This window comes from Sporosarcina sp. FSL K6-1508 (assembly GCF_038007465.1).
GTDB classification, from domain to species: domain Bacteria; phylum Bacillota; class Bacilli; order Bacillales_A; family Planococcaceae; genus Sporosarcina; species Sporosarcina psychrophila_B.
Genome location: NZ_JBBOXF010000001.1, coordinates 2,320,730 through 2,340,023 on the forward strand (window position 1 = coordinate 2,320,730; position 19,294 = coordinate 2,340,023).

Sequence of the window (19,294 nt, forward strand, 5' to 3'; positions counted from 1 at the left end):
CTAGTTTTTTTTATTTGCCTATTTCAATGTGAAATAGGCTTTTTTTTTTGAAAGAAAGAAACAAACAAACATAAGTAGAAGTGGAGGAAATAATCATTATGCGTTTTTTTAAGAACATGTCACTGAAGTATAAGTTGTTACTCACAGTATCTGTCATTGTTTTAGCACTTTTTGCTGTTCTAACGACACAGAGTATCTCTCAATTGAACGGTCAGTTAGAGAATGACCTTGAACAAGAATTGAAAAGTGTTGGCTTATTGACAGCTAGGAACCTCGATTCCAAAGATATAGATGGGTTATTGACAGTTCAAGGTGAAGGCGATTCTGAATTTTTAGAAATGCAAAGAACCTTGGATGAAATAAGAGAAGAACAAGGAATTATGTTTTGGAGTTATATATGGAAAATGGAGGACGATGGTGTCACTCCTATCGGCTATACGGAAAATTTGAATGAAGCGTATGAAGCAGGGGAATTGTTTACTGATCTTGCTCCTGTCCATGTAGATACTGCTAAGCTCGCGATTAAAAATGATCAATCAGAGGTAACAAGCATTTTTGAGGACTCATTTGGATCATGGCGAACAGTTTTCAGCCCTCTTAAAGATGAAAGTGGAAATACAATTGCCGTGTTAGGAATTGATTACTCTGCGGATTATATTGACACCATCATTAAAAAAAGTGTTACAAAACAGATTATTATTGCAGTAATCGGAATTTCAATCTTATTAGTATTACTGTATTTTACAATTGATCGGCTTCTATTACCACTCAAAAAAGTGGTCATTGTTGCAGACCAAGTGGCAAATGGAGAATTGAACGATGTTGATCTTCAGATTACAAATGATGAAGTTGGACAACTTTCACAATCGATAAAAACAATGGTTTCAAACTTGCAACATGTCATATTAAACATTAGAAATACATCTGATCACGTTGCATCATCAGCTAATCAGCTAACTATGAATGCGACAGAATCGTATATTAGTTCTACAAACGTTTCAAAAGAAATGAAGAATATCGCTCAAAACGCTGAAACTTCTTTGGTAATGACTGAAGAAACAGCCGCTGCAATGGAAGAAACGGCAGGCGGTATACAACAAATTGCTGATTCAGCCAATACTGCTTCTGAATCGTCTCTTTCAGCATCACTTGCTGCTGAACAAGGAAATGAAGTTGTTCAACAGGTGATTGCTCAGATGCAATTAATTAATACATCTGTCGAGCAAATAGAAGAAACTATTAATGGTTTACATGCTAATTCTAACAAGATCAGCGACATTGTGAATATTATTACTGCAATAGCGGAGCAAACAAATTTGTTAGCACTAAACGCTGCAATTGAAGCGGCTAGAGCTGGTGAACATGGGAAAGGCTTTGCTGTTGTTGCAGATGAAGTAAGGAGATTAGCTGAACAATCATCACAGTCAGCTAAAGAAATATTCCAATTAATTCATATGATCCAAACAGATTCTAATGCCTCTGTAACTGTGATGGAAAAAGGGAAAGAAGACGTAAGAGTGGGAATGGATTATACGAATGAAGTAGGTCAGATATTTAAAAGGATTGTACAATCTGCAGACGAAGTGGCAGATCAAATCCGGGAAATCTCTGCGGCTTCTCAAGAAATATCTGCATCGTCTGAAGAAGTCGTGGCATCCGTTAATAATATTAAGAAAACATCTCAACAATCTACCGAGTTTTCATTGAGTGTCTCACAATCAACACAAGAACAATTGGTATCGATGCAGGAAGTGAAAGAAGCATCTGCTTCATTAGGCCAAACTGCAGAGAAGTTGCAATCCCTAATTACAAACTTCAAATTGGAGAGTGAAGATTAATGGATTTAAAGCTTACTGGTAAAAATGTTCTCATTACAGGTTCGAGTATGGGGATAGGCAAGGCAATTGCTTTGGCTTTTGCTGAACAGGGAGCAAATATTTTAATAAACTATATTGGCAGCGATCAAGAGGCCGAAACAGTCCGCCTACAAGCGAAAGATCATGGTGTGAATGCTTTAAAGTATTGTGCAGATGTATCTGACTCTCAACAAGTTAAGGATATGTTCCAGTATATGGACAACCATCTAGGGGCAATTGATATTCTTGTAAACAATGCCGGGTTTGCACAGAATGCTCCGATTACAGATTTAACTGATGAGCAGTGGGACAAAATGATAAAAGTTCATCTTTATGGAAACTTTTATAATTGTCGAGAAGCGGCGAAAAGAATGAAGGAAAAAAATAAAGGTAAAATTATTAATATCTCTTCAGATATTGGAAGTCTAGGGTGTGAAGAATTTACCCATTACTCAGCGGCAAAAGGTGGTATTAATGCTTTTACAAAAGCTTTGGCAAGAGAATTGGCGCCGAATATATTAGTCAATGCTGTGGCGCCAAGCGGAACACATACTGGCATCCTGGAAGCGTTCGGCGAAAATTATATCGCAGAAGAGTCAGCGAAATACCCATTAAAGCGCTTGGCTCAACCCGAGGAAATCGCCAAAACTGTGTTGTTTTTAGCGTCAGAAAATGCAGACTTTTATACAGGTCAAATATTGACTCCAAACGGTGGAGTAGTTATGAACGGATAAAGATATAGATGAGGGGCACTTGAATTGATGAATATTGTCGTGTTTTGTTTGTATTTAATATTTATATATTACATTGGTTATAAAGGGTATAAGCGTGTTAAAACAGCTGAAGACCTAATCGTAGCAGGATGGAGTATGCCATTATCAGTGGTAACAGGGAGTTTAATTGCTGCGTTATTAGCTGCTCCGTTCTTTTTTGCAGCTGTTGGCTCAGGTTATACAAGTGGAGGTTTTGAAGGTTCAGCAACAATGGGCGGCTTAGGTACATGTATGATTTTAGGCGCTTTAATCTGGACTAAGCCTTTAAGACGGTTAAGAGGATGGACTTTAGCCGATTATTATGGACTGAGATATGGCAGTAAAAAATTAGGCGCATACACGGGAATCGTGATGGCCGTTGCATTTGGTATTTTCAATGCTGCGGCTCTCACTGTTGGGGGGACATATATTATCCAACAACTTTTCCAAATTGATTTTCTTCCAGCCGCACTATTATTTGTTTCATTAACGGCGCTCTACTCCGTTATTGGAGGCTTATGGGCTGTCGCTTATACCGAAATTGTCCAAGGGGCTCTAGCGGTAGCAGGAATCCTTGGGATAACCATATTTGTTTTATTCTATTATCCCGATGTTACATTTAACCCTGATTGGTGGAATGTAAATGAACTATTTAGTAGGGGCGGAGTTGAATTCTGGACGCTCTACTTAGTTCTAGCACTTGGTGATATTCCAGCAGTGGACTTAGGACAACGAGTTGCAGCCGCAAAAAGTCCGCGTGTCGCACAGCTTAGTATGATTATTGCAGGTTCAGTAATCATTGCTATTAGTTGGATACCTGGAATGTTAGGGGAAGCATTTAAATCTATTTACCCGAACAGTTCCAATCCCGAAACATTAATGCTTGTTTTTGCACAAGGCTATTTCCCACCGATTTTATCTGCTATCTTTTTAACGGCGATGGCTGCGATGGGTATGTCGACTGTTGCGGCATGTTATGTAGCAACCTCGGGAATTGTTACTAAAAATATTTATTTAGATTTTATTAATAAAAATCCTGATCCGAAAAAACTATTATTTTTTTCCAGAATGGTGATTCTTGCAAGTGCTTTGTTAGGTTTAATCCTAGCGCTAAGTGCTCAAAAAGTTATCGATTTAGCTTATTTAGCATGGGATGTTGTATTTGTTACGTTGTTCTGGCCGATTGTTTTAGGACCGTTTTGGAAACGTGTAAGTACTCCGGCTGTATGGGCTAGTATATCTGTTGGACTCGTATATTATGTTATTACGTCACTTACTCATGTTCCGGGGCCAAACATTCAATCGGATGGGTTTTTGGGCTTATTGGGCGATTTATGGCTAGCACCTGTTTTCTCGGGTGTGATTTTTTCCGGGATTACAATTGTCGTGGTAAGTTTATTAATCCCGCCTACCCAACATGTTCTTGACATGCATGAGATTGAAAAAAATAAAGAACTTGATCACGTAGGAAGTAAAGAAGAACTAGATATAGAAAATACATCTAAACAGCCTACTATCTGATTCGGTAACAGGACATGCTCAAGAGCATGTCCTGTTTTTTTGAATTCTCCCAACCCTATCTGATTAAATCATGAACCCATATAGCTTTGTTTAAATAGTAATTTCGGGAATTGAAAACTTTATATCGTAGTTAGAAGCTCAAATTATGAAAACGCTTCGCAATGAAAGCCAAGTCTTCCAAAAATAAGTGCCGTAAGTTAGGACGACGCCTAACCGCAAGCGGATGGTAGGCGACTGCAGTCTGAAACCCTCGTACATCGTGCCAACTGCCTCGCAATGATTTGACTTCGGCTTCGGGATCTTGAAAAAAAGCTTGGACCGCCACGTTCCCTAAGCAAAGAATTAGAGAGGGGTTCTTTTCTTGAAGCTGTTGTTCCAAATGCCTCATACAAATTTGCCGCACCAAGTCTTTGTCATATGCACGCACAGGTTTTCTTTTAAGGATAAAAGTGACGTACAGATCATCTATATTCAAGCCTGCTTCATTCGCAACTTCTTGCAGTGTTTGCCGCGTTCCACAAAGAAATGCCTCATCCTCACGATTTTCACGTGCCCCAGGATTATCTAGAATAATCATAATCGGCGCTTTCGGATTGCCTTCACCCCATACCATCCGTGTCCCTTGCTCGTATAGGCCGCAATCCCGGCAATTTTTAAGGTGATCAGGGGTTGGTTCCTCTAACAGTATATTGGGACAGAAGTCAGGCATTAATCTCAGCTCACTTTAATGTTATTTTCAATAAGGAAAGCTTTCCACTAACCGATGGATTTCAAACAGGGATACAGCATATAGGTTAAATGTGGTAGAATTGTTATATTATTTTGATGGCAATTATTTTTATGCGAATGGGGTGTAGGGATGGAATTTAGACACTATCAGGATGTGCAAGAATTTGCAGTGAAAGCAGAACCGGTTGTATCGGAAAGGGAAGATGTATACAGTCTTTTTTTCGGTGTACTGCAGGCAATTAAAGCAGGTCGATACGATACCCCTTTTATGGCAACGATTGAAGAGGAGGGGCAGGTGCTCGCCTTATTTCAAATGACTCCTCCACATCCGTTGAACCTTATTTTTACGAATGACAAACGTTTGGAAGAATGTATGGATTTGTTAATAAGAAACCTATTGGAACTTGAAATTGAAATGAATTCCATCATTAGCTTAAAACCATGGGCATACCTTTTTAGCGAGAAGTGGGAAGTAAAAACAGGTATGACTCGTAAAGTGTTAATGGATCAAGGTTTGTATCGATTGGATACAGTCGATGAAACATTGGTGCCCAGTCCGGGTTCGTGGCGGTTTGCGCTCCAGGGAGATTGTCCGCTTATCGAAAAGTGGTTCAATTTGTTTGAAGAAGACGCGGGATTGCCACTTACTGCAAAGAAAGATGTAAAAAAACGAGTTGAATCATTTGTGGCCAACCAAGAAATATTTTTGTGGGAGCATGATAAAGTTGTCGTTTCGATGATGAAAAAAGCTCGTCCAACGAATCATGGCGTAACTGTTTCCCTAGTGTTTACACCAAAGGAACAGCGAAAGAAGGGCTATGCTCGAACAATGGTCGCTGCTGGAACAAAAGAACTTCTAAAAAAATATGATTTTTGTGTGCTTTATACTGATCTAATGAATCCGACAGCAAATAAAATCTACCAGGAGATTGGCTACAAACGAATTGCAGATTCTGTACAGCTTGGCTTCAGATAGAAGATGTGAATCATAAAATTGAACGGGATTTTTATGAAAAGAAAGCGGAAGAGGTTGATAAGAAAGTGAACAATTGATTTCTCTTCTAGAGTTAATTCAAAAAAGCCAGGAGTTGCTACTCCAGGCTTTTTTGATGTGAAATCCGGTTCTAGCTATCTTATCGTGGAAAAATATTGAGTTTTTCAATCCGTACTATTGCTTCTTTTAAGCGATCCTCATTTTCCAATAAGCCTACACGGATATACCCTTCCCCATACTTTCCAAAAGCGTGGCCTGGTGCTACAGCGATGTCTGCTTTGTCCAATAGTAATTTGGTGAAAGATTCACTTGTATATCCTTCTGGGATAGGAAGCCAAGCGAAGAAGGAGGCAGTAGGCGCAACGACATCCCAGCCGATTCGTTTACATTCGGAAATTAAGACATTTCGACGGCTTTCGTAAAGTGAGACAAGCTCATCCACACAGTCCTGGTTTCCCGATAATGCCTCTGTTGCTGCACGCTGAATTGCTGGAAATATATCTATGAATAAATGGTCCTGTAATAAGTTGATTGCTTCAATGATTTCGGCATTTCCTATGGCAAAACCGACCCGCCATCCTGCCATGTTATAGGTTTTTGACAATGTGTACATTTCAATTCCAACTTCTTTTGCACCATCTGCTTGTAGGAAGCTGATAGGTTTTGCCCCGTCAAAACCGATTCCACCATAGGCGAAGTCATGCAAAATTGCAATATTATTGGCTTTTGCCAAAGTAACTGTTTCTTCGAAAAATGGAAGCGTTGCGGTTGCACTCGTTGGGTTATTTGGGTAGTTTAAATACATTAATTTTGCTTGCTTTTTTTGTTCATCGGAGAGAGCAGAGTAATCAGGTAAAAAATCGTTTTCTGCAAGTAATGGCATTAAGTCATATTTAATATTGGCCAAGCTTACACTCGATAAATAATCTGGATATCCCGGATCTGGCAATAAGAGTAATTCATTATCGTTCATAATCGCGAGGGGTAACTCGACCAATCCCGGCTTTGTTCCAAATAGAATTGCTACTTCCATTTTAGGATCAATATGAACATTGTATTCACGTTTATAAAAATCGGCAACGGCCTGTTTTAATTCGGCAGTCCCTCTGAAAGGGGAGTATCCGTGTGTTGTTGGATCTTCAACTGCTTCTTGAAGTGCTTTTACAATATGTGGAGGAGTCGGTTGATCTGGATTTCCACGCCCCAAGTTAATAACATCACGCCCTTCCGAAAGTGCTTCCTGAACGTTTCGAACAAGTGATGCGAAAAAATGCGGTGGTAAATTCTTTAGTCGATTTGATAGTGTCATGTAATAACCTCTTTTCTATGTACTCACAACTTTTATTTTAAAAGGTAAGAAAGTATAAATTTATCACCTGGAGCAGTGTCTAGGCTCCAGTACTTTTCTTAATGTCAGTATACATGGAATGAAAAGAAAATGATAATGACTTTTGAAGTTTCAAATATATTATTATATTGACAATCTTATGGGGACATACTATTATGAAACTTATCAATCAAAACAATTACATAATAGTACTTATCAAGAGAGACTGAGGGATAGGCCCGATGACGTCCAGCAACCCCTTGCGTAATGTAAGGAAGGTGCTAACTCCTACAGAGTGAACTTCATTCTGAAAGATGAGCTGAAACCATTTTATTTTTCGGTGCTTCTTTCATATATGAGAGAAGCATTTTTATATGGTCAGACATCTGAGATTTCGTACTTCTATTTATAGAAAGAGGAGAATTGCATGATTCAAATTCAAAACGTGTCAAAAGTATACAAAACAAAAGAAAGAATCGTGACTGGTGTTGATAATGTTTCACTAGACATTAACACGGGAGAAATTTTCGGAATCGTAGGTTACTCAGGTGCAGGGAAGAGTTCTCTTATCCGTTGTCTAAATTTGTTGGAAAAACCAACGAGCGGAACGATTTTAGTAGATGGATTAAATTTGATGAAGTTACGGGGTAATAATCTCCGTCAGGCACGTTTGAAAATAGGAATGATTTTTCAACACTTTTATTTAATCAGCCAAAAGACTGTATATGAAAATATTGCATTTGCTTTACGGGCTGCAAAAACACCTACCAATAAAATTAGCAGCCGGGTAACGGACTTACTGGAAATGGTAGGTCTTTCTGATAAACGGGATGTCTATCCTGCACAGCTAAGTGGTGGTCAAAAGCAGCGGGTAGGTATTGCCCGGGCACTAGCGAATAACCCTTCAGTGTTACTGTGTGATGAAGCAACATCCGCATTAGATCCAAATACGACGCTATCTATTTTAAGGCTGTTGAAGAAAATAAATAAAGAATTACAGATTACAATCGTTCTAATAACACATGAGATGAATGTCGTGAAAGAAATTTGTGATCGTATGGCAATTATGCAAGATGGAAAAGTGATCGAAGAAGGACAAGTATATGATATATTTTCAAATCCTCAAGAAGAATTAACGAAAGAATTTATCAGTAGTGTTGTGTCATTTGATGTACCGGCAATGATTTTGAGCAAGTGCACGGGCAAACTGGTCAAGGTCATGTTTAAAGGTGATGTTGCAGGCGATGGAATTATCTCAGATACCGTGCAGCAATTTACTATACAAGGTAATTTCCTACACGGCTCCATTGAATATATTCAAGAAAGGCCACTTGGTACTTTCCTGATGGAACTAAAAGGAGAAGATGACGAAATAGAAAAGGCAATTGCCTATATGTCATCACGAGCTGCTCAAGTGGAGGTAATCGACAATGGAAATTGATTTTCAACACGTTTTAGAGTTAATGCCTGATATTACAAAAGCATTTGGAGAAACGCTTTATATGATAAGTATTTCTCTCGTTATTGCACTTGTTATTGGTCTTCCGCTAGGGATTTTGCTGTTCACTACCGATAAAGGATTATTTTTAGAAAATCGGGCATTGAACTCAGTTATTGGCTTTATCGTCAATATGGTCCGTTCTGTACCGTTTATTATTTTACTCGTTGCGTTAATCCCTTTAACGATTCTAATAGTAGGTACTCCGATAGGCCCTGGGGCTGCTAGTGTTTCGTTATCTGCAGCAGCAATCCCTTTTTTCGCAAGAATTGTGGAGACTTCACTAAGGGAAATTGATAAAGGTGTTATCGAAGCTGCAATCGCTGTAGGTGCAACTCCGTGGATGATTATCAAAGATGTACTATTGCCAGAAGCAAAAACAAGTATTATTCAAGGCGTGACACTTACAGTAATTAGTTTGGTTGCCTACTCAGCTATGGCTGGTGTTGTTGGTGGTGGGGGAATCGGGGATTTAGCAATTCGATTCGGCTACTACCGTTACGACAATACAATAATGGTAGTGACCGTGGTGATATTAATACTATTTGTACAAGTTATTCAATTTGCAGGAGATCGGATTTCAAAAGTAATTGATAAAAGATGATGGGGAGAGAAAAATTATGAAAAAGTTTCTATTAGTCGTATTAGTACTCGTACTTGGAACCGCACTTGCTGCTTGCGGTGGCAAAGAAAAAGCTTCGGATGACAAATCCTTGAAAATTGGTGCAACCGCTGGTCCATATAGTGATATGTTGAAAAAGGCGATTATTCCTGGACTTGAAGAAAAAGGTTATAAAGTTGAACTAATTGAGTTTAGTGATTATATTCAGCCGAACAATGCACTAGCAAGTGGCGATATTGATGCAAACCTGTTCCAAAACACGACTTATTTAGAAAATGTCGTTAAAGAAACGAAAGAGGAGTTATCACCACTTATTATCGTTCCAACAGCTCCAATGGGCATTTATTCGAATAAATTCAAGACAATTGAAGCCATTGAAGATGGAGCGAAAATTACTCTGCCAAATGATCCAGTTAACGGAGCCCGCGCGCTTTTAGTATTACAGGATGAAGGACTAATTGAATTAGATCCAAATGCAGAAGTGCTAAAGGTATCTGAAAAAGATGTAACAATGAATAAGAAGAACTTGGTGTTTCAACCTATCGAAGCGGGTCAGCTTCCACGTTCAGTTGATGGTACTGATTTAGCGGCAGTTCCTGGAAACTTTGCCTTGGCTGCAAGTATGAATTTATTGGATGCGCTGGCACTAGAGGACATGCTTGATATTTATAGAAACGTGGTTGCTGTAAAAACAGAAAATATTGAAAAGCAATTTGCTAAAGATATTATTGAAGTAGTAGAATCTGCAGAATTTGAAAAAGTAATTGATTCAGATTTTGAAGGCTTTGGCAAACCAGCGTGGATGAAGTGAAATCTAGCTAGCAACGTCAAAAAGCTGACGAGACCATTACGGTTTCATCAGCTTTTTTTGTCCTTATTGTGAAACGTTAGCCGTTTCGCTTGCCTCAATTTCTTCCGTCAACACAACTAGCTGATCAATCAAATCACCGATATAAGCAATTGTGTCATGCAATGGTTTTTCTGTTGTAATATCAACACCCGCCATTTTTGAAAGTTCAGCAGGGGATTTTGTACCGCCAGCTTTCAATACTTCAAGCCATTCATCGACGGCTGGCTGACCTTCTTCCAAGATACGTTTAGACACTTGCGTGGAGATAGTGAGTCCGGCACTGTATGTGTATGGATATAAGCCCATATAGTAGTGTGGCTGACGCATCCATGTAAGTTCAGCGCCTTCATTAATCTCGACATCATCCCCCCAGAACTCTTCAAGAACGCCGCGTTTCAAGTTGTTCAGTACACCTGCGTTGACACTGCCTCCTGCGTCAATGCGTTCGTAAACTTTTCGCTGGTATGCGGCTTCTAGTAAATGTGTCACGAAGTTATGGTAGTACGTGCGTGCAACAATTGATGAAATGACCCAACGCTTGAATTTCGGATCATTTGAGTTTTCTAATAGGTGGTTAGCCACGAGCATTTCATTCATCGTCGAAGGTGCTTCGATGAAATATAGGGATGGGCGTGCATTGAATACGTTTTGCTCACGGTTCGCATTGTAGAAATGGCCCGCATGCCCTAATTCATGAGCTAAGACGAATACATCATTCATACTGCCTGTCCATGAAATTAGGATATAGGGATGGTTGCCATAAGGGCTAGAACAGAATGCTCCTGTTGATTTTCCTTTATTCTGAGCAAAATCAATCCATCGTTCTTTGTATGAACGATCCACCATATCCATGTAATCATCACCCATTATAGCGAGTGCATCATCAATGTACTTTTTCGATTCTTCTATAGTAATTTTAGGTTCATATGTCGGATCGAGCGAAATCTTTAAGTCAGCAAACGTCATTTTATCGAGTCCATGGACTTTTTGAAGAAGTTTTGCGTACTTCCGCATATGGGGCGCTAGTTCTTTCGTGATTAAATCAATTTGACGGTCATACATGGATTTATCAACTTCCTGATTGAATAATAGGTAGTCAAAAATTGTATTATAACCGCGTAGATCAGCCGTGGTTTTTTCAGTTTGCAAATGCATGTCATATGTTTTTGCTGTTGTATATTGGTAGTCTTTTAGCTTAGCGGAAAATGCATCAAATGCTGCACGACGTTTGGCGGTATCCGTTTCGCCCTCCCAATCACCTTCAAATGACACATAGCTAAGCGGATACTTTTCCCCATCTACTTCAAAATCATCGAATGACATATCAACCATTTTAGTCGTGTTATACAAGCCGTATGGACCATCGAATGTGGAAGAGAAAGCAGCTAATGTTTTTTCAACTTCAGGGTGTAATTGGTACTCTTTTTTGCGTATCAATTTCTCCAAGTAATTTTTAAAATCACCTGATTGTTTCATTGCATTTTCCAAAACATCTACGGGTAACTCAGAAAGCTCACTGTTGACGAATGATAGTTTGCTGTTTATTTTCGCGGCAGTGGAACCAAACTTGCTTGAACGCATTTGTGCTTCGTCATCTGTTTGGTCTGTACTTGACGACAAACTCGTATACGTGCCAACAGGAACCACTTTTTCATAAACAGCCGCAAAGCCTTTCAATGCCTCGATTACGGATTTAGCATCTTTAATGTTGCCATTGAATTTTTCGGAAAATGCATCGACTTCTTTTACCAATTCAATTATCGCAGCATCATATTCCTCTTCCGTTTTGAAAAGATCTTGCAGATTCCATGTTTCTTCTGTCTTTACTTCTGAACGCGGCGGCATACTTTTAACCAATATAATCTCTCCCTTTTATTACGGATGTCGAACTAAATAATAGTATATAGTACAATAGAGTAAAAGTAAAAAAACAAATCCCTTTTTTGGTAACTTTCAGATAGGTTGCGTTATTTTTGATTTTTTGAAAGACGTTCAATTTCATCTGTTAGGATAAAGGAAAGGTTATCATTGCCGAAAAGTTGCAGGACATCAAGCATCGTTTCATTATCAATCTCTATTTCTTCTTCGTATTTAGCTTCCTCTATTATTTTCTTCATCGTCTCATTTTCTTGTTGTTCGGGGTATGCGCGTCTGTATAAGTCATGTGGATTCACTTCATTATTCGCACACCATTGTACAAACAACCGAATCATCAATTGTTCATCTTGTTGATATTTTTGAATGACTTGCGCATCAATACTTTTAAATTCCATGTAATCAACTCCTTTTAAGTCCTCTTTCATTAAGTATATACGAAATGGGAAAATTCTTAGGGATATAAAACTAGGAACAGTGATTTATTAATGAATGATAGACTATATATCTAGAAATAAAGAATACCATTAAATTCGCTTTTCCTTGTAAGGCGCCTTTGCTCAGCTAATATGGGTATTCATTTGTACAATATTTTTAGTTGATTTTACGAAAGTGGTGCATGGGATAAATGAAAGAACTAATTATCAGTGGTATTGTGTTTGTTATCGCAGGACGTTGAGGGAGCGGTGTCTGAAAAGGATGCTGAATATAACAAAAAAAAAGGACAAATACAATGGACGACCGAGCAAAAAGTATTTAATTTTTCTTGTTTTTTATTTAATGTTGGCTATTTATTATTAATCCAATTAAATAAATGAATTAAAAAGGACAAGAATAGAAAAACTTTCTTGTCCTCGTGTTAGATTGTTTAAATTTTATTGCTGATGAAAAATTGAACAATCCAATCCATGTCTAATGGACCGTCGACGATTTCATAATATAGCGAAGAATTTTGGATGATTAGATTTTCATTCACAATAATGCTAAAGTTGTCTCCATTTTTATCTGTTAAATTAATAATGAACTGATTGATGTCATCAATCTTATTGATTTTCTTTGGCTTTAATTTTCTAACATGATAATCTTGAAGGAATTCAAGTAAGCTTTCAATTTCAGATTCATCATCAACCTTCCAAATTTTGGGGTCGGCACCTGAAAGGGACGGTTCCGAAAAGGTCAGTAAACTAAACGGAGATTCCGTGACTCCAAGAACCTTTGTAAGCTCTTTCTTGTCATAGCCCAGGGAAAGTTGGATCATTGCATATGTGCCCATAATCATAATAGCAATCAATAATATTGCTCTTATTTTCATGTTCTATTCCTCCTGTAATTCATTTCTTTAGTATACGCGGATGAAGATGTAGGAAATCAGGCTTGTCCTTTAGTAATCTATGCAAAATCCTATGAGGAAATTTGGAGAGAGGGGGTATCGTCAATTGTTTTTAAAAAAAATAACACTTCTTCATAATAAGACTACGTCAAAAATGGATTATCCTTTTTCTATTCCTTCAATTCAATCAATGACGGAAGTAGATTTAACGGAAAGAGTTACGTTTTTTGTTGGAGAAAATGGTTCGGGAAAGTCGACATTATTGGAGGGAATTGCAGATTTATGCGGTTTCAATTCTGCTGGAGGTGGCAGGAATAATACATATAACGTGGATGCAGCCGAAAGTGCATTAAGTGAACATCTTCGATTGTCTTGGATGCCGAAAGTGACGAATGGATTCTTTTTACGAGCCGAATCATTCTATCATTTTGCTTCGCATATTGATGAATTAGGGCCAAGCGTACTTAAAAGCTATGGCGGCAAATCGTTACACGAACAATCACATGGCGAATCTTTTCTGTCATTGTTCTTGAATCGGTTTACTGGAAAGGCGATTTATCTCCTTGACGAGCCTGAAGCTGCACTATCACCACAAAGGCAATTGACATTTTTGCGGATTATGCATGACCTAGTTCGGGACGAAGATTGTCAGTTCATTATCGCAACACATTCACCAATTATTTTAGGCTATCCTAATGCGACAATCTTAAGTTTTGATGAAGGAGAAATAAAAGAAACTCAATATGAAATGACCGAGCACTATCAGATTACGAAATATTTCCTGGATCATCGAGAAAAGTTTCTAAAAGATATTTTAGAAGATTAATGGATTGTCGGAATGTTACAATGATTATGTGGAACTTTGAAATGGGGGAAGAGTGGAATGGAGAAAGAATTAGTAAACGCAATTCAAGACGACTATCCGAATGATTTCGCTTGGTGTTTCGGTTGTGGCCGCTTAAATGAAGACGGTTACCATTTCCGTACGGGGTGGCAAGGGGAAGAGACGGTGACATACTATGAACCGTCGTCAAAGCATATCGCGATTCCAGGTTTTGTTTATGGCGGGTTGATCGCTTCGCTCGTTGATTGTCATGGGACAGGCTCGGCTGCACTTGCACTGCACCGGAAAAATGGGCATGAGCCGGGAAGCGGAGAAGAACCGCCGCGATTCGTTACAGCGTCATTAAACGTGAATTATTTGAAACCGACTAAGCAAGGAACTTTGTTAAAAGCAGTTGGAAAAGTGGAAGAAATCCATCCGAAAAAATTTAAAGTGGCTGTCGAAGTATTTGCGGATGACACTGTGGTTGCAACGGGGGAAGTCGTTGCTGTTGTCATGCCAGCAACCTTCGCAAGTAAATAAAAGAGAGTGAAAAGCTGGTTGCCGCGTGCAGTCAGCTTTTTCGGTTTTAAAATAGGGAGTTAAGAGTAAACTTGGAAATCTATTTATCCAATTCAAATATGAAATAATTTTTGCTAGTTATACGAACGTATGTTATAATTTAGAGATGAATATAAGAGTCAATGAGTGACTAAAGATAAAAACTTCCTCGTCCAGAAAAAAATCGTGAAACGTAATTAAAAACGAGTGGGAGGAAACAATTATGAATGAAAAAATTTTAGAACAAATTTTAGCTGAAATGAAAGAAATCAAGATAGAAATAACAGACATTAAGACAGAAATGACTAGTGTGAAAACACAGCTTAATGAAAATACGCAAATTGTTAAAGTTATCCGTGATCGTCAAGAAGAAAGTGATGCAAAACTTGAGAATCTAGCTATGGACGTTCATCATATGCGTGGCGACTTGACAGCGTTAACTGGATCCGTTGCAACTATTAAAGAAGAACTGGAATTCACTTCTCATAAAACAGTTAGAAATGAAAAAGAGATCTTTAAGTTGCGCAAGAATAGCTTTGAAAGTAAAAGCATCTAATCATATATCGAGTGGCACAGCGATTAAATTCGTTGTGCCGCTTTTTGCTTTTCATATTGTTCGATAGTGAAATTATTGAATTAATTTAAACGATCTTCCTATGAATCGTTGACATGAAACCATTTGGTTTTATATAATTATACATGCAACCAAATGGTTTTACTTTTTATTCAGGAGGAATGTATGTGCCAATTAATGAAAACGAACGTTTCGAAGAAGTAAGAAAGAATATACTCATCAATGCTCAAATTGAAAAAGTTTGGGAATATGTCGCTACAGCTGAAGGAATTGGTACCTGGTTCATGCCAAATGATATGCAACCAATTGAAGGGAAAGAGTTTATACTACAAGCGGGACCTTGGGGCAACTCGGCATGTAAAGTGACAGAAGTGAATCCACCAAATCGCCTATCTTTCGAGTGGGGGAAGGAATGGCTGATCACGTTTGAGTTGAAAGAAGTAGACGGTCAGACCGAATTAACACTGATTCACGGGGGATGGAACGATGAAAATCAGACAGAGTTTGGTGAGTCCCATGCAGAGGTACGTTCACGTATGTCCGGCGGATGGGATGGTCTTGTATTAAAACTGAAGCACGTAGTTGAAGCGTAAATGGCTGAAGAACTTCAAAAATATGATGTTTTTCAAGCAATCGCTGATCCGACTCGACGTAAATTGCTTGAACTGCTCGCAGGTGAAGAATTGTCAATTTCAACAATCAGTAACCACTTTACGATGAGTAGAACTGCCATAACAAAGCATCTACATGTATTAGAATCGGCTGGACTCGTTATTTCAAGAAAAAGGGGCCGTGAAAAGTTATATTGTCTGGAAGCTAAGCCGCTGAAAAAATTACAATCTTGGCTTACCTTCTATGAACAATATTGGGGCAATAAACTCTCCACGCTTAAAGACATTATTGAAAACGAACAAAGCGAGGAATAAATACATTGAAGTCGGCAGCCCTTCATCATTTAAAACTATTGTTATTTTATTAGAAGAGTCTTTTTGATTTGTTTCACTTTATATGTTGAATTAAAGAATCTCATTGAATATGCTGTGGCGCTCACTAATTCGGGAGTTGTAATTCGGGGGGATAGTAGATCGCTTGGCGCTTTGGGGATGCCTTTCACCGTAAGCCTGGATTGGCGCTTCGCATCCAGTCTTACGGCTTCGGCGACCCCTTTGCCGCGCCTGCGCTAGGGTGTTCAATATTGAGAGAAATGTGATGTTGAGATGTATATGCCGAGATTTTAATGTGATTACTAGTTGATACTAATTATACTCAAGAAATATGCACTCCAGATTGCAGATTTCATCACAGATAACGAAATGCGCTTTCTCACATAGACAATCCAGCGAAGGCGCGACTTCGTGGTAGCCGGAGCGAGAAGACTGAAAGTAATCTCCTTTCTGGCTTATCGCGGGAGGCATCCGCAAAGCGTCGAAGCGGTATTAGCAGGATTTCTGATTCATTCCTCATGTATTGGGACATTCGTTGATCACATTCGATCGATTTATGGCACTCCAGGTTGCAGGTCTCATCCCCGATAACGAAATGGACTTTCTCACATTGACCACCATCCAGCGAAGGCGCGACTACGTGGTAGCCGGAGCGATAAGACTGAAAGTAATCTCCTTTCTGGCTTATCGCGGGAGGCATCCACAAAGCATCGAAGCGGTTTAGAATGGAATCAATAACTTAGCTTCACAATTTTTATTGAACAGTAAAGAAGATTTCCCTATTTCATTTAGTTTAATAAGGGATAAACTCACTGAACTTAATTGTTTGATGTTTTTTCTTGGCAAATAATATCCTGACCCGATATACCAATAGGAAAGAGTTATAACCTATGCAGATTATAACTCGTCAATCATATTTTTTTATTTCAGATATCATAACGTTAACTATCGGTTACCATTACGCCAGTATTCAGCGGTTCTAGCGCTTTTGTTTGATCAATAAATATAAACGCATCGTATCGATTACCAATTTGAGACGGTACATAATTACCGAATTGCTCGTTCTCAGGGTTGTAGACAACTCCAATTGCTCTGTGTCCAATCCAATCCGTGAAATATTTTCGGTTTTCTTCTTTGAAAATGAATAGTTTATCGAAAGCACCTGATTTGTGCAATAGATCTTCCCATGAATGTTGCCGGGCGGGAGGAACGTCTATTTTCTTGAAAGGTACTCCCCATTCTTCAGCCGCGATTACGGTACCACGATGCGTGCCAAATCCTACTGCATAGACCTCATCTTTCTTATACTGTTCGCGAAGTAGTTGACCGACGTTGACCATTCCATCATCTTTCATAGTTGTTGCCCGTGCATCTCCGATATGCGTATTATGTTCCCAGACGATAATCTTCGCTTCATCCCCGTAGTGATTCATCACTTCATTAATTGCCTCAACCATATGCTCATCGCGAATATTCCAAGATAATGCATTATCCTGAAGCATGGTACGGTAATATTCTTCAGCATTTTTAGTCACGAGTGCATTCACTTTTAAATTTAGATTAGTTTCATGCTTATCCTCGTAGCGTTCTTTGTGCGAACGAATTGACGATAATAACTCACTCACTTCATCAATGCATACTTGTGAAAAATGTGCTGTGGAGATGGCATAATGATCCGGCATTTCATTGAAAGGTTCGAAGCAGGAAAAAGCTTTTTTCGCCAGTTCAAGATCGGCTCCCGCTGGATTGGACTTCGTTAAGTAGCGTACGATTTCTTCCATCGATTCCCAGAGACTATACATATCAATCCCGTAGAATCCTACTTTTAGATCGGGAATTCTATTGTCATTCAGTATTTTTAACCAATCAATGAACGCTGCAATCTCCTCATTCGCCCACATCCACGTCGGCCATCTACCAAAAGCCTTCAATACTTCTTGGACATTTTCTTTTCTTTCACCATATCCTTTTATATAACGATTAACATGTTGAGCAGATGGCCAATCACCTTCAACTGCAATGGCTGAAAAACCTTTCTGTTCAATCAGCATCTTGGACAGCTTCGCTCGGACTGAATAGAATTCCGAGGTTCCGTGGCTTGCTTCTCCTAACAGGACAATTTTTGCATCCCCGATAGCTTCGAGAATAGATGTAAGATCATCCTCGGAGTCGAAAGGAAGTGCATACTTTTTTACGGCTTCCTCAAGTGTGAAATTCAATTGGATAACCTCATTTCCTACAACGTATTCTGAAAGTATACCCAATTATTCTTATCGTACCCTGTGAAAGTTGAACAAAGTGAATTGAAATTTCATGACAGACAATTGCAATAATGTATAATTGAACTAACTACATGAATAAGGGGCGATAATAATGTTGACTGCCGTACTGATAGTTGGAATTGTCATGAGTGTGCCGATTACTGCAATTATTACAGATCATAATCGTAGAGTTGTGAAAATCAAAGGAGAATTTATGCGCGATGAAATCGAGCTGGAAAAGCTAAAACAACAAAATTTTATTATGGAAACAGAAAAGATGAAAATTGAGTTGGAACAAATGAAACTCGACTATACATCTGGGAAAAATGAAATTGTGAAAATATAGAGGAAAGGTAGTGAATGAGTATGAGCGACGATAAATTAAACCCGCCATACAACGATTTGATCGGCGACATATTGAAAGAGTATACAAAAAAAGGTGGCATGGATAATTTACCGGGACAAGGGAAACCATTATCGCAAGAGTACTTTTCTGGTGATACCTTCCAACATTTTCAACGAATCGCAAAAGATGCAGGTTATAAGCCGCATTGGCTAAACCTGCAGCATGAAATTCGCGATGAAGTAATCGAAATTGCAGCTATTCATGCAGCCGATAGTACAACAGACTTGGAATCACGGATAGAAAGTATAAACGAAAAAGTATTCGAATACAATAAATCCTGTCCGCCTCCTATGCAGAAAGGGTCTATATCGCTTAGGAATATTGAGGCTGCGATTGAACGTTGGAAATGAAACAGCAGGAAAAGGGGAGTG

The 19,294-nt window shown here is 38.7% G+C and carries 20 protein-coding genes and 1 riboswitch; of the genes, 14 read left to right on the forward strand and 6 right to left on the reverse strand.

Annotated features, from left to right (window positions below):
• Nucleotides 1–116: 116 nt before the first annotated feature.
• From MKZ11_RS11660 to MKZ11_RS11670, 3 genes are read left to right on the forward strand one after another with little or no spacing between them, the layout of a single operon-like run.
• The gene (locus MKZ11_RS11660; RefSeq protein WP_340794599.1) at nucleotides 117–1,838 is read left to right on the forward strand and encodes a methyl-accepting chemotaxis protein; all 1,722 of its coding nucleotides are present in this window, start codon (nucleotides 117–119) and stop codon (nucleotides 1,836–1,838) included.
• The gene (locus tag MKZ11_RS11665) at nucleotides 1,838–2,590 is read left to right on the forward strand and encodes an SDR family NAD(P)-dependent oxidoreductase (RefSeq protein ID WP_340794600.1); all 753 of its coding nucleotides are present in this window, start codon (nucleotides 1,838–1,840) and stop codon (nucleotides 2,588–2,590) included. The genes MKZ11_RS11660 and MKZ11_RS11665 overlap by 1 nt, the downstream gene beginning before the upstream one ends.
• Before the next feature lie 27 nt (nucleotides 2,591–2,617).
• Complete coding sequence (locus tag MKZ11_RS11670) at nucleotides 2,618–4,129, forward strand: sodium:solute symporter family protein (protein ID WP_340796985.1); 1,512 nt, start codon at nucleotides 2,618–2,620, stop codon at nucleotides 4,127–4,129.
• A gap of 130 nt (nucleotides 4,130–4,259) precedes the next feature.
• Here the strand turns inward: MKZ11_RS11670 and MKZ11_RS11675 are convergent, their stop codons facing one another.
• Complete coding sequence (locus MKZ11_RS11675) at nucleotides 4,260–4,742, reverse strand: uracil-DNA glycosylase (RefSeq protein ID WP_340794601.1); 483 nt, start codon at nucleotides 4,740–4,742, stop codon at nucleotides 4,260–4,262.
• Between the two features lie 246 nt (nucleotides 4,743–4,988).
• On the opposite strand from MKZ11_RS11675, the gene MKZ11_RS11680 reads away from it, so the two are divergent.
• Nucleotides 4,989–5,834: a GNAT family N-acetyltransferase gene (locus MKZ11_RS11680; protein ID WP_340794602.1), complete on the forward strand. Its 846-nt coding sequence runs from the start codon at nucleotides 4,989–4,991 to the stop codon at nucleotides 5,832–5,834.
• Nucleotides 5,835–5,991: 157 nt separating this feature from the next.
• Here MKZ11_RS11680 and MKZ11_RS11685 read toward each other — a convergent pair whose 3' ends face one another.
• Nucleotides 5,992–7,161 carry a pyridoxal phosphate-dependent aminotransferase gene (locus MKZ11_RS11685; RefSeq protein WP_340794603.1) on the reverse strand — a complete coding sequence of 390 codons (1,170 nt, stop codon included), beginning with the start codon at nucleotides 7,159–7,161 and terminating at the stop codon, nucleotides 5,992–5,994.
• Between the two features lie 228 nt (nucleotides 7,162–7,389).
• Nucleotides 7,390–7,500, forward strand: a riboswitch (SAM riboswitch).
• A 106-nt stretch (nucleotides 7,501–7,606) separates the two neighbouring features.
• Here MKZ11_RS11685 and MKZ11_RS11690 point away from each other — a divergent pair.
• From MKZ11_RS11690 to MKZ11_RS11700, 3 genes are read left to right on the forward strand one after another with little or no spacing between them, the layout of a single operon-like run.
• Nucleotides 7,607–8,620, forward strand: coding sequence for a methionine ABC transporter ATP-binding protein (locus tag MKZ11_RS11690; protein WP_340794604.1), 1,014 nt, complete (start codon nucleotides 7,607–7,609; stop codon nucleotides 8,618–8,620).
• The gene (locus tag MKZ11_RS11695) at nucleotides 8,610–9,281 is read left to right on the forward strand and encodes a methionine ABC transporter permease (RefSeq protein WP_340794605.1); all 672 of its coding nucleotides are present in this window, start codon (nucleotides 8,610–8,612) and stop codon (nucleotides 9,279–9,281) included. The genes MKZ11_RS11690 and MKZ11_RS11695 overlap by 11 nt, the downstream gene beginning before the upstream one ends.
• A 16-nt stretch (nucleotides 9,282–9,297) precedes the next feature.
• The gene (locus tag MKZ11_RS11700; RefSeq protein WP_340794606.1) at nucleotides 9,298–10,110 is read left to right on the forward strand and encodes a MetQ/NlpA family ABC transporter substrate-binding protein; all 813 of its coding nucleotides are present in this window, start codon (nucleotides 9,298–9,300) and stop codon (nucleotides 10,108–10,110) included.
• Nucleotides 10,111–10,173: 63 nt separating this feature from the next.
• Here MKZ11_RS11700 and pepF read toward each other — a convergent pair whose 3' ends face one another.
• From pepF to MKZ11_RS11715, 3 genes are all read right to left on the reverse strand, one after another.
• Nucleotides 10,174–12,006, reverse strand: a complete 1,833-nt coding sequence (gene pepF / locus MKZ11_RS11705; RefSeq protein ID WP_340794607.1) for an oligoendopeptidase F — start codon at nucleotides 12,004–12,006, stop codon at nucleotides 10,174–10,176.
• Nucleotides 12,007–12,116: 110 nt separating this feature from the next.
• A complete protein-coding gene (locus MKZ11_RS11710) occupies nucleotides 12,117–12,422 on the reverse strand; it encodes a hypothetical protein (protein ID WP_340794608.1) in 306 nt (101 codons plus the stop codon).
• 470 nt (nucleotides 12,423–12,892) lie between these two features.
• Entirely contained in the window at nucleotides 12,893–13,336 is a 444-nt protein-coding gene (locus tag MKZ11_RS11715) for a hypothetical protein (protein WP_340794609.1), read from the reverse strand.
• Nucleotides 13,337–13,460: 124 nt separating this feature from the next.
• Here MKZ11_RS11715 and MKZ11_RS11720 point away from each other — a divergent pair, with 124 nt between their 5' ends.
• The 5 genes from MKZ11_RS11720 to MKZ11_RS11740 all read left to right on the forward strand — a co-directional run bounded on the left by MKZ11_RS11720 (nucleotide 13,461) and on the right by MKZ11_RS11740 (nucleotide 16,238).
• Nucleotides 13,461–14,180, forward strand: coding sequence for an AAA family ATPase (locus MKZ11_RS11720; RefSeq protein WP_340794610.1), 720 nt, complete (start codon nucleotides 13,461–13,463; stop codon nucleotides 14,178–14,180).
• 57 nt (nucleotides 14,181–14,237) lie between these two features.
• Complete coding sequence (locus MKZ11_RS11725; protein WP_340794611.1) at nucleotides 14,238–14,720, forward strand: PaaI family thioesterase; 483 nt, start codon at nucleotides 14,238–14,240, stop codon at nucleotides 14,718–14,720.
• A gap of 241 nt (nucleotides 14,721–14,961) precedes the next feature.
• Nucleotides 14,962–15,294, forward strand: coding sequence for a hypothetical protein (locus MKZ11_RS11730; protein ID WP_340794612.1), 333 nt, complete (start codon nucleotides 14,962–14,964; stop codon nucleotides 15,292–15,294).
• Nucleotides 15,295–15,473: 179 nt separating this feature from the next.
• A complete protein-coding gene (locus MKZ11_RS11735; RefSeq protein WP_340794613.1) occupies nucleotides 15,474–15,905 on the forward strand; it encodes an SRPBCC family protein in 432 nt (143 codons plus the stop codon).
• Nucleotides 15,906–16,238, forward strand: coding sequence for an ArsR/SmtB family transcription factor (locus MKZ11_RS11740; protein ID WP_340794614.1), 333 nt, complete (start codon nucleotides 15,906–15,908; stop codon nucleotides 16,236–16,238). It begins immediately after the preceding gene.
• 959 nt (nucleotides 16,239–17,197) lie between these two features.
• Here the strand turns inward: MKZ11_RS11740 and MKZ11_RS11745 are convergent.
• Nucleotides 17,198–18,475: an erythromycin esterase family protein gene (locus tag MKZ11_RS11745; protein ID WP_340794615.1), complete on the reverse strand. Its 1,278-nt coding sequence runs from the start codon at nucleotides 18,473–18,475 to the stop codon at nucleotides 17,198–17,200.
• A 154-nt stretch (nucleotides 18,476–18,629) separates the two neighbouring features.
• Here MKZ11_RS11745 and MKZ11_RS11750 point away from each other — a divergent pair, with 154 nt between their 5' ends.
• Together MKZ11_RS11750 and MKZ11_RS11755 are read left to right on the forward strand one after the other, a co-directional pair.
• On the forward strand, nucleotides 18,630–18,863 hold the full coding sequence (locus MKZ11_RS11750) for a hypothetical protein (protein ID WP_340794616.1): 234 nt from the start codon (nucleotides 18,630–18,632) through the stop codon (nucleotides 18,861–18,863).
• A gap of 20 nt (nucleotides 18,864–18,883) precedes the next feature.
• Nucleotides 18,884–19,273, forward strand: a complete 390-nt coding sequence (locus MKZ11_RS11755) for a DnaJ family domain-containing protein (protein ID WP_340794617.1) — start codon at nucleotides 18,884–18,886, stop codon at nucleotides 19,271–19,273.
• Nucleotides 19,274–19,294 lie beyond the last annotated feature (21 nt).

Bases quoted from the DNA above. Each gene is read 5' to 3' on its own strand.
- MKZ11_RS11660 (WP_340794599.1), top strand. From the start codon at position 117: ATGTCACTGAAGTATAAGTTGTTACTCACAGTATCTGTCATTGTTTTA.
- MKZ11_RS11665 (WP_340794600.1), top strand. From the start codon at position 1,838: ATGGATTTAAAGCTTACTGGTAAAAATGTTCTCATTACAGGTTCGAGT.
- MKZ11_RS11670 (WP_340796985.1), top strand. From the start codon at position 2,618: ATGAATATTGTCGTGTTTTGTTTGTATTTAATATTTATATATTACATT.
- MKZ11_RS11675 (WP_340794601.1), bottom strand. From the start codon at position 4,742: ATGGTATGGGGTGAAGGCAATCCGAAAGCGCCGATTATGATTATTCTA.
- MKZ11_RS11680 (WP_340794602.1), top strand. From the start codon at position 4,989: ATGGAATTTAGACACTATCAGGATGTGCAAGAATTTGCAGTGAAAGCA.
- MKZ11_RS11685 (WP_340794603.1), bottom strand. From the start codon at position 7,161: ATGACACTATCAAATCGACTAAAGAATTTACCACCGCATTTTTTCGCA.
- MKZ11_RS11690 (WP_340794604.1), top strand. From the start codon at position 7,607: ATGATTCAAATTCAAAACGTGTCAAAAGTATACAAAACAAAAGAAAGA.
- MKZ11_RS11695 (WP_340794605.1), top strand. From the start codon at position 8,610: ATGGAAATTGATTTTCAACACGTTTTAGAGTTAATGCCTGATATTACA.
- MKZ11_RS11700 (WP_340794606.1), top strand. From the start codon at position 9,298: ATGAAAAAGTTTCTATTAGTCGTATTAGTACTCGTACTTGGAACCGCA.
- MKZ11_RS11710 (WP_340794608.1), bottom strand. From the start codon at position 12,422: ATGGAATTTAAAAGTATTGATGCGCAAGTCATTCAAAAATATCAACAA.
- MKZ11_RS11715 (WP_340794609.1), bottom strand. From the start codon at position 13,336: ATGAAAATAAGAGCAATATTATTGATTGCTATTATGATTATGGGCACA.
- MKZ11_RS11725 (WP_340794611.1), top strand. From the start codon at position 14,238: ATGGAGAAAGAATTAGTAAACGCAATTCAAGACGACTATCCGAATGAT.
- MKZ11_RS11730 (WP_340794612.1), top strand. From the start codon at position 14,962: ATGAATGAAAAAATTTTAGAACAAATTTTAGCTGAAATGAAAGAAATC.
- MKZ11_RS11735 (WP_340794613.1), top strand. From the start codon at position 15,474: ATGTATGTGCCAATTAATGAAAACGAACGTTTCGAAGAAGTAAGAAAG.
- MKZ11_RS11740 (WP_340794614.1), top strand. From the start codon at position 15,906: ATGGCTGAAGAACTTCAAAAATATGATGTTTTTCAAGCAATCGCTGAT.
- MKZ11_RS11750 (WP_340794616.1), top strand. From the start codon at position 18,630: ATGTTGACTGCCGTACTGATAGTTGGAATTGTCATGAGTGTGCCGATT.
- MKZ11_RS11755 (WP_340794617.1), top strand. From the start codon at position 18,884: ATGAGCGACGATAAATTAAACCCGCCATACAACGATTTGATCGGCGAC.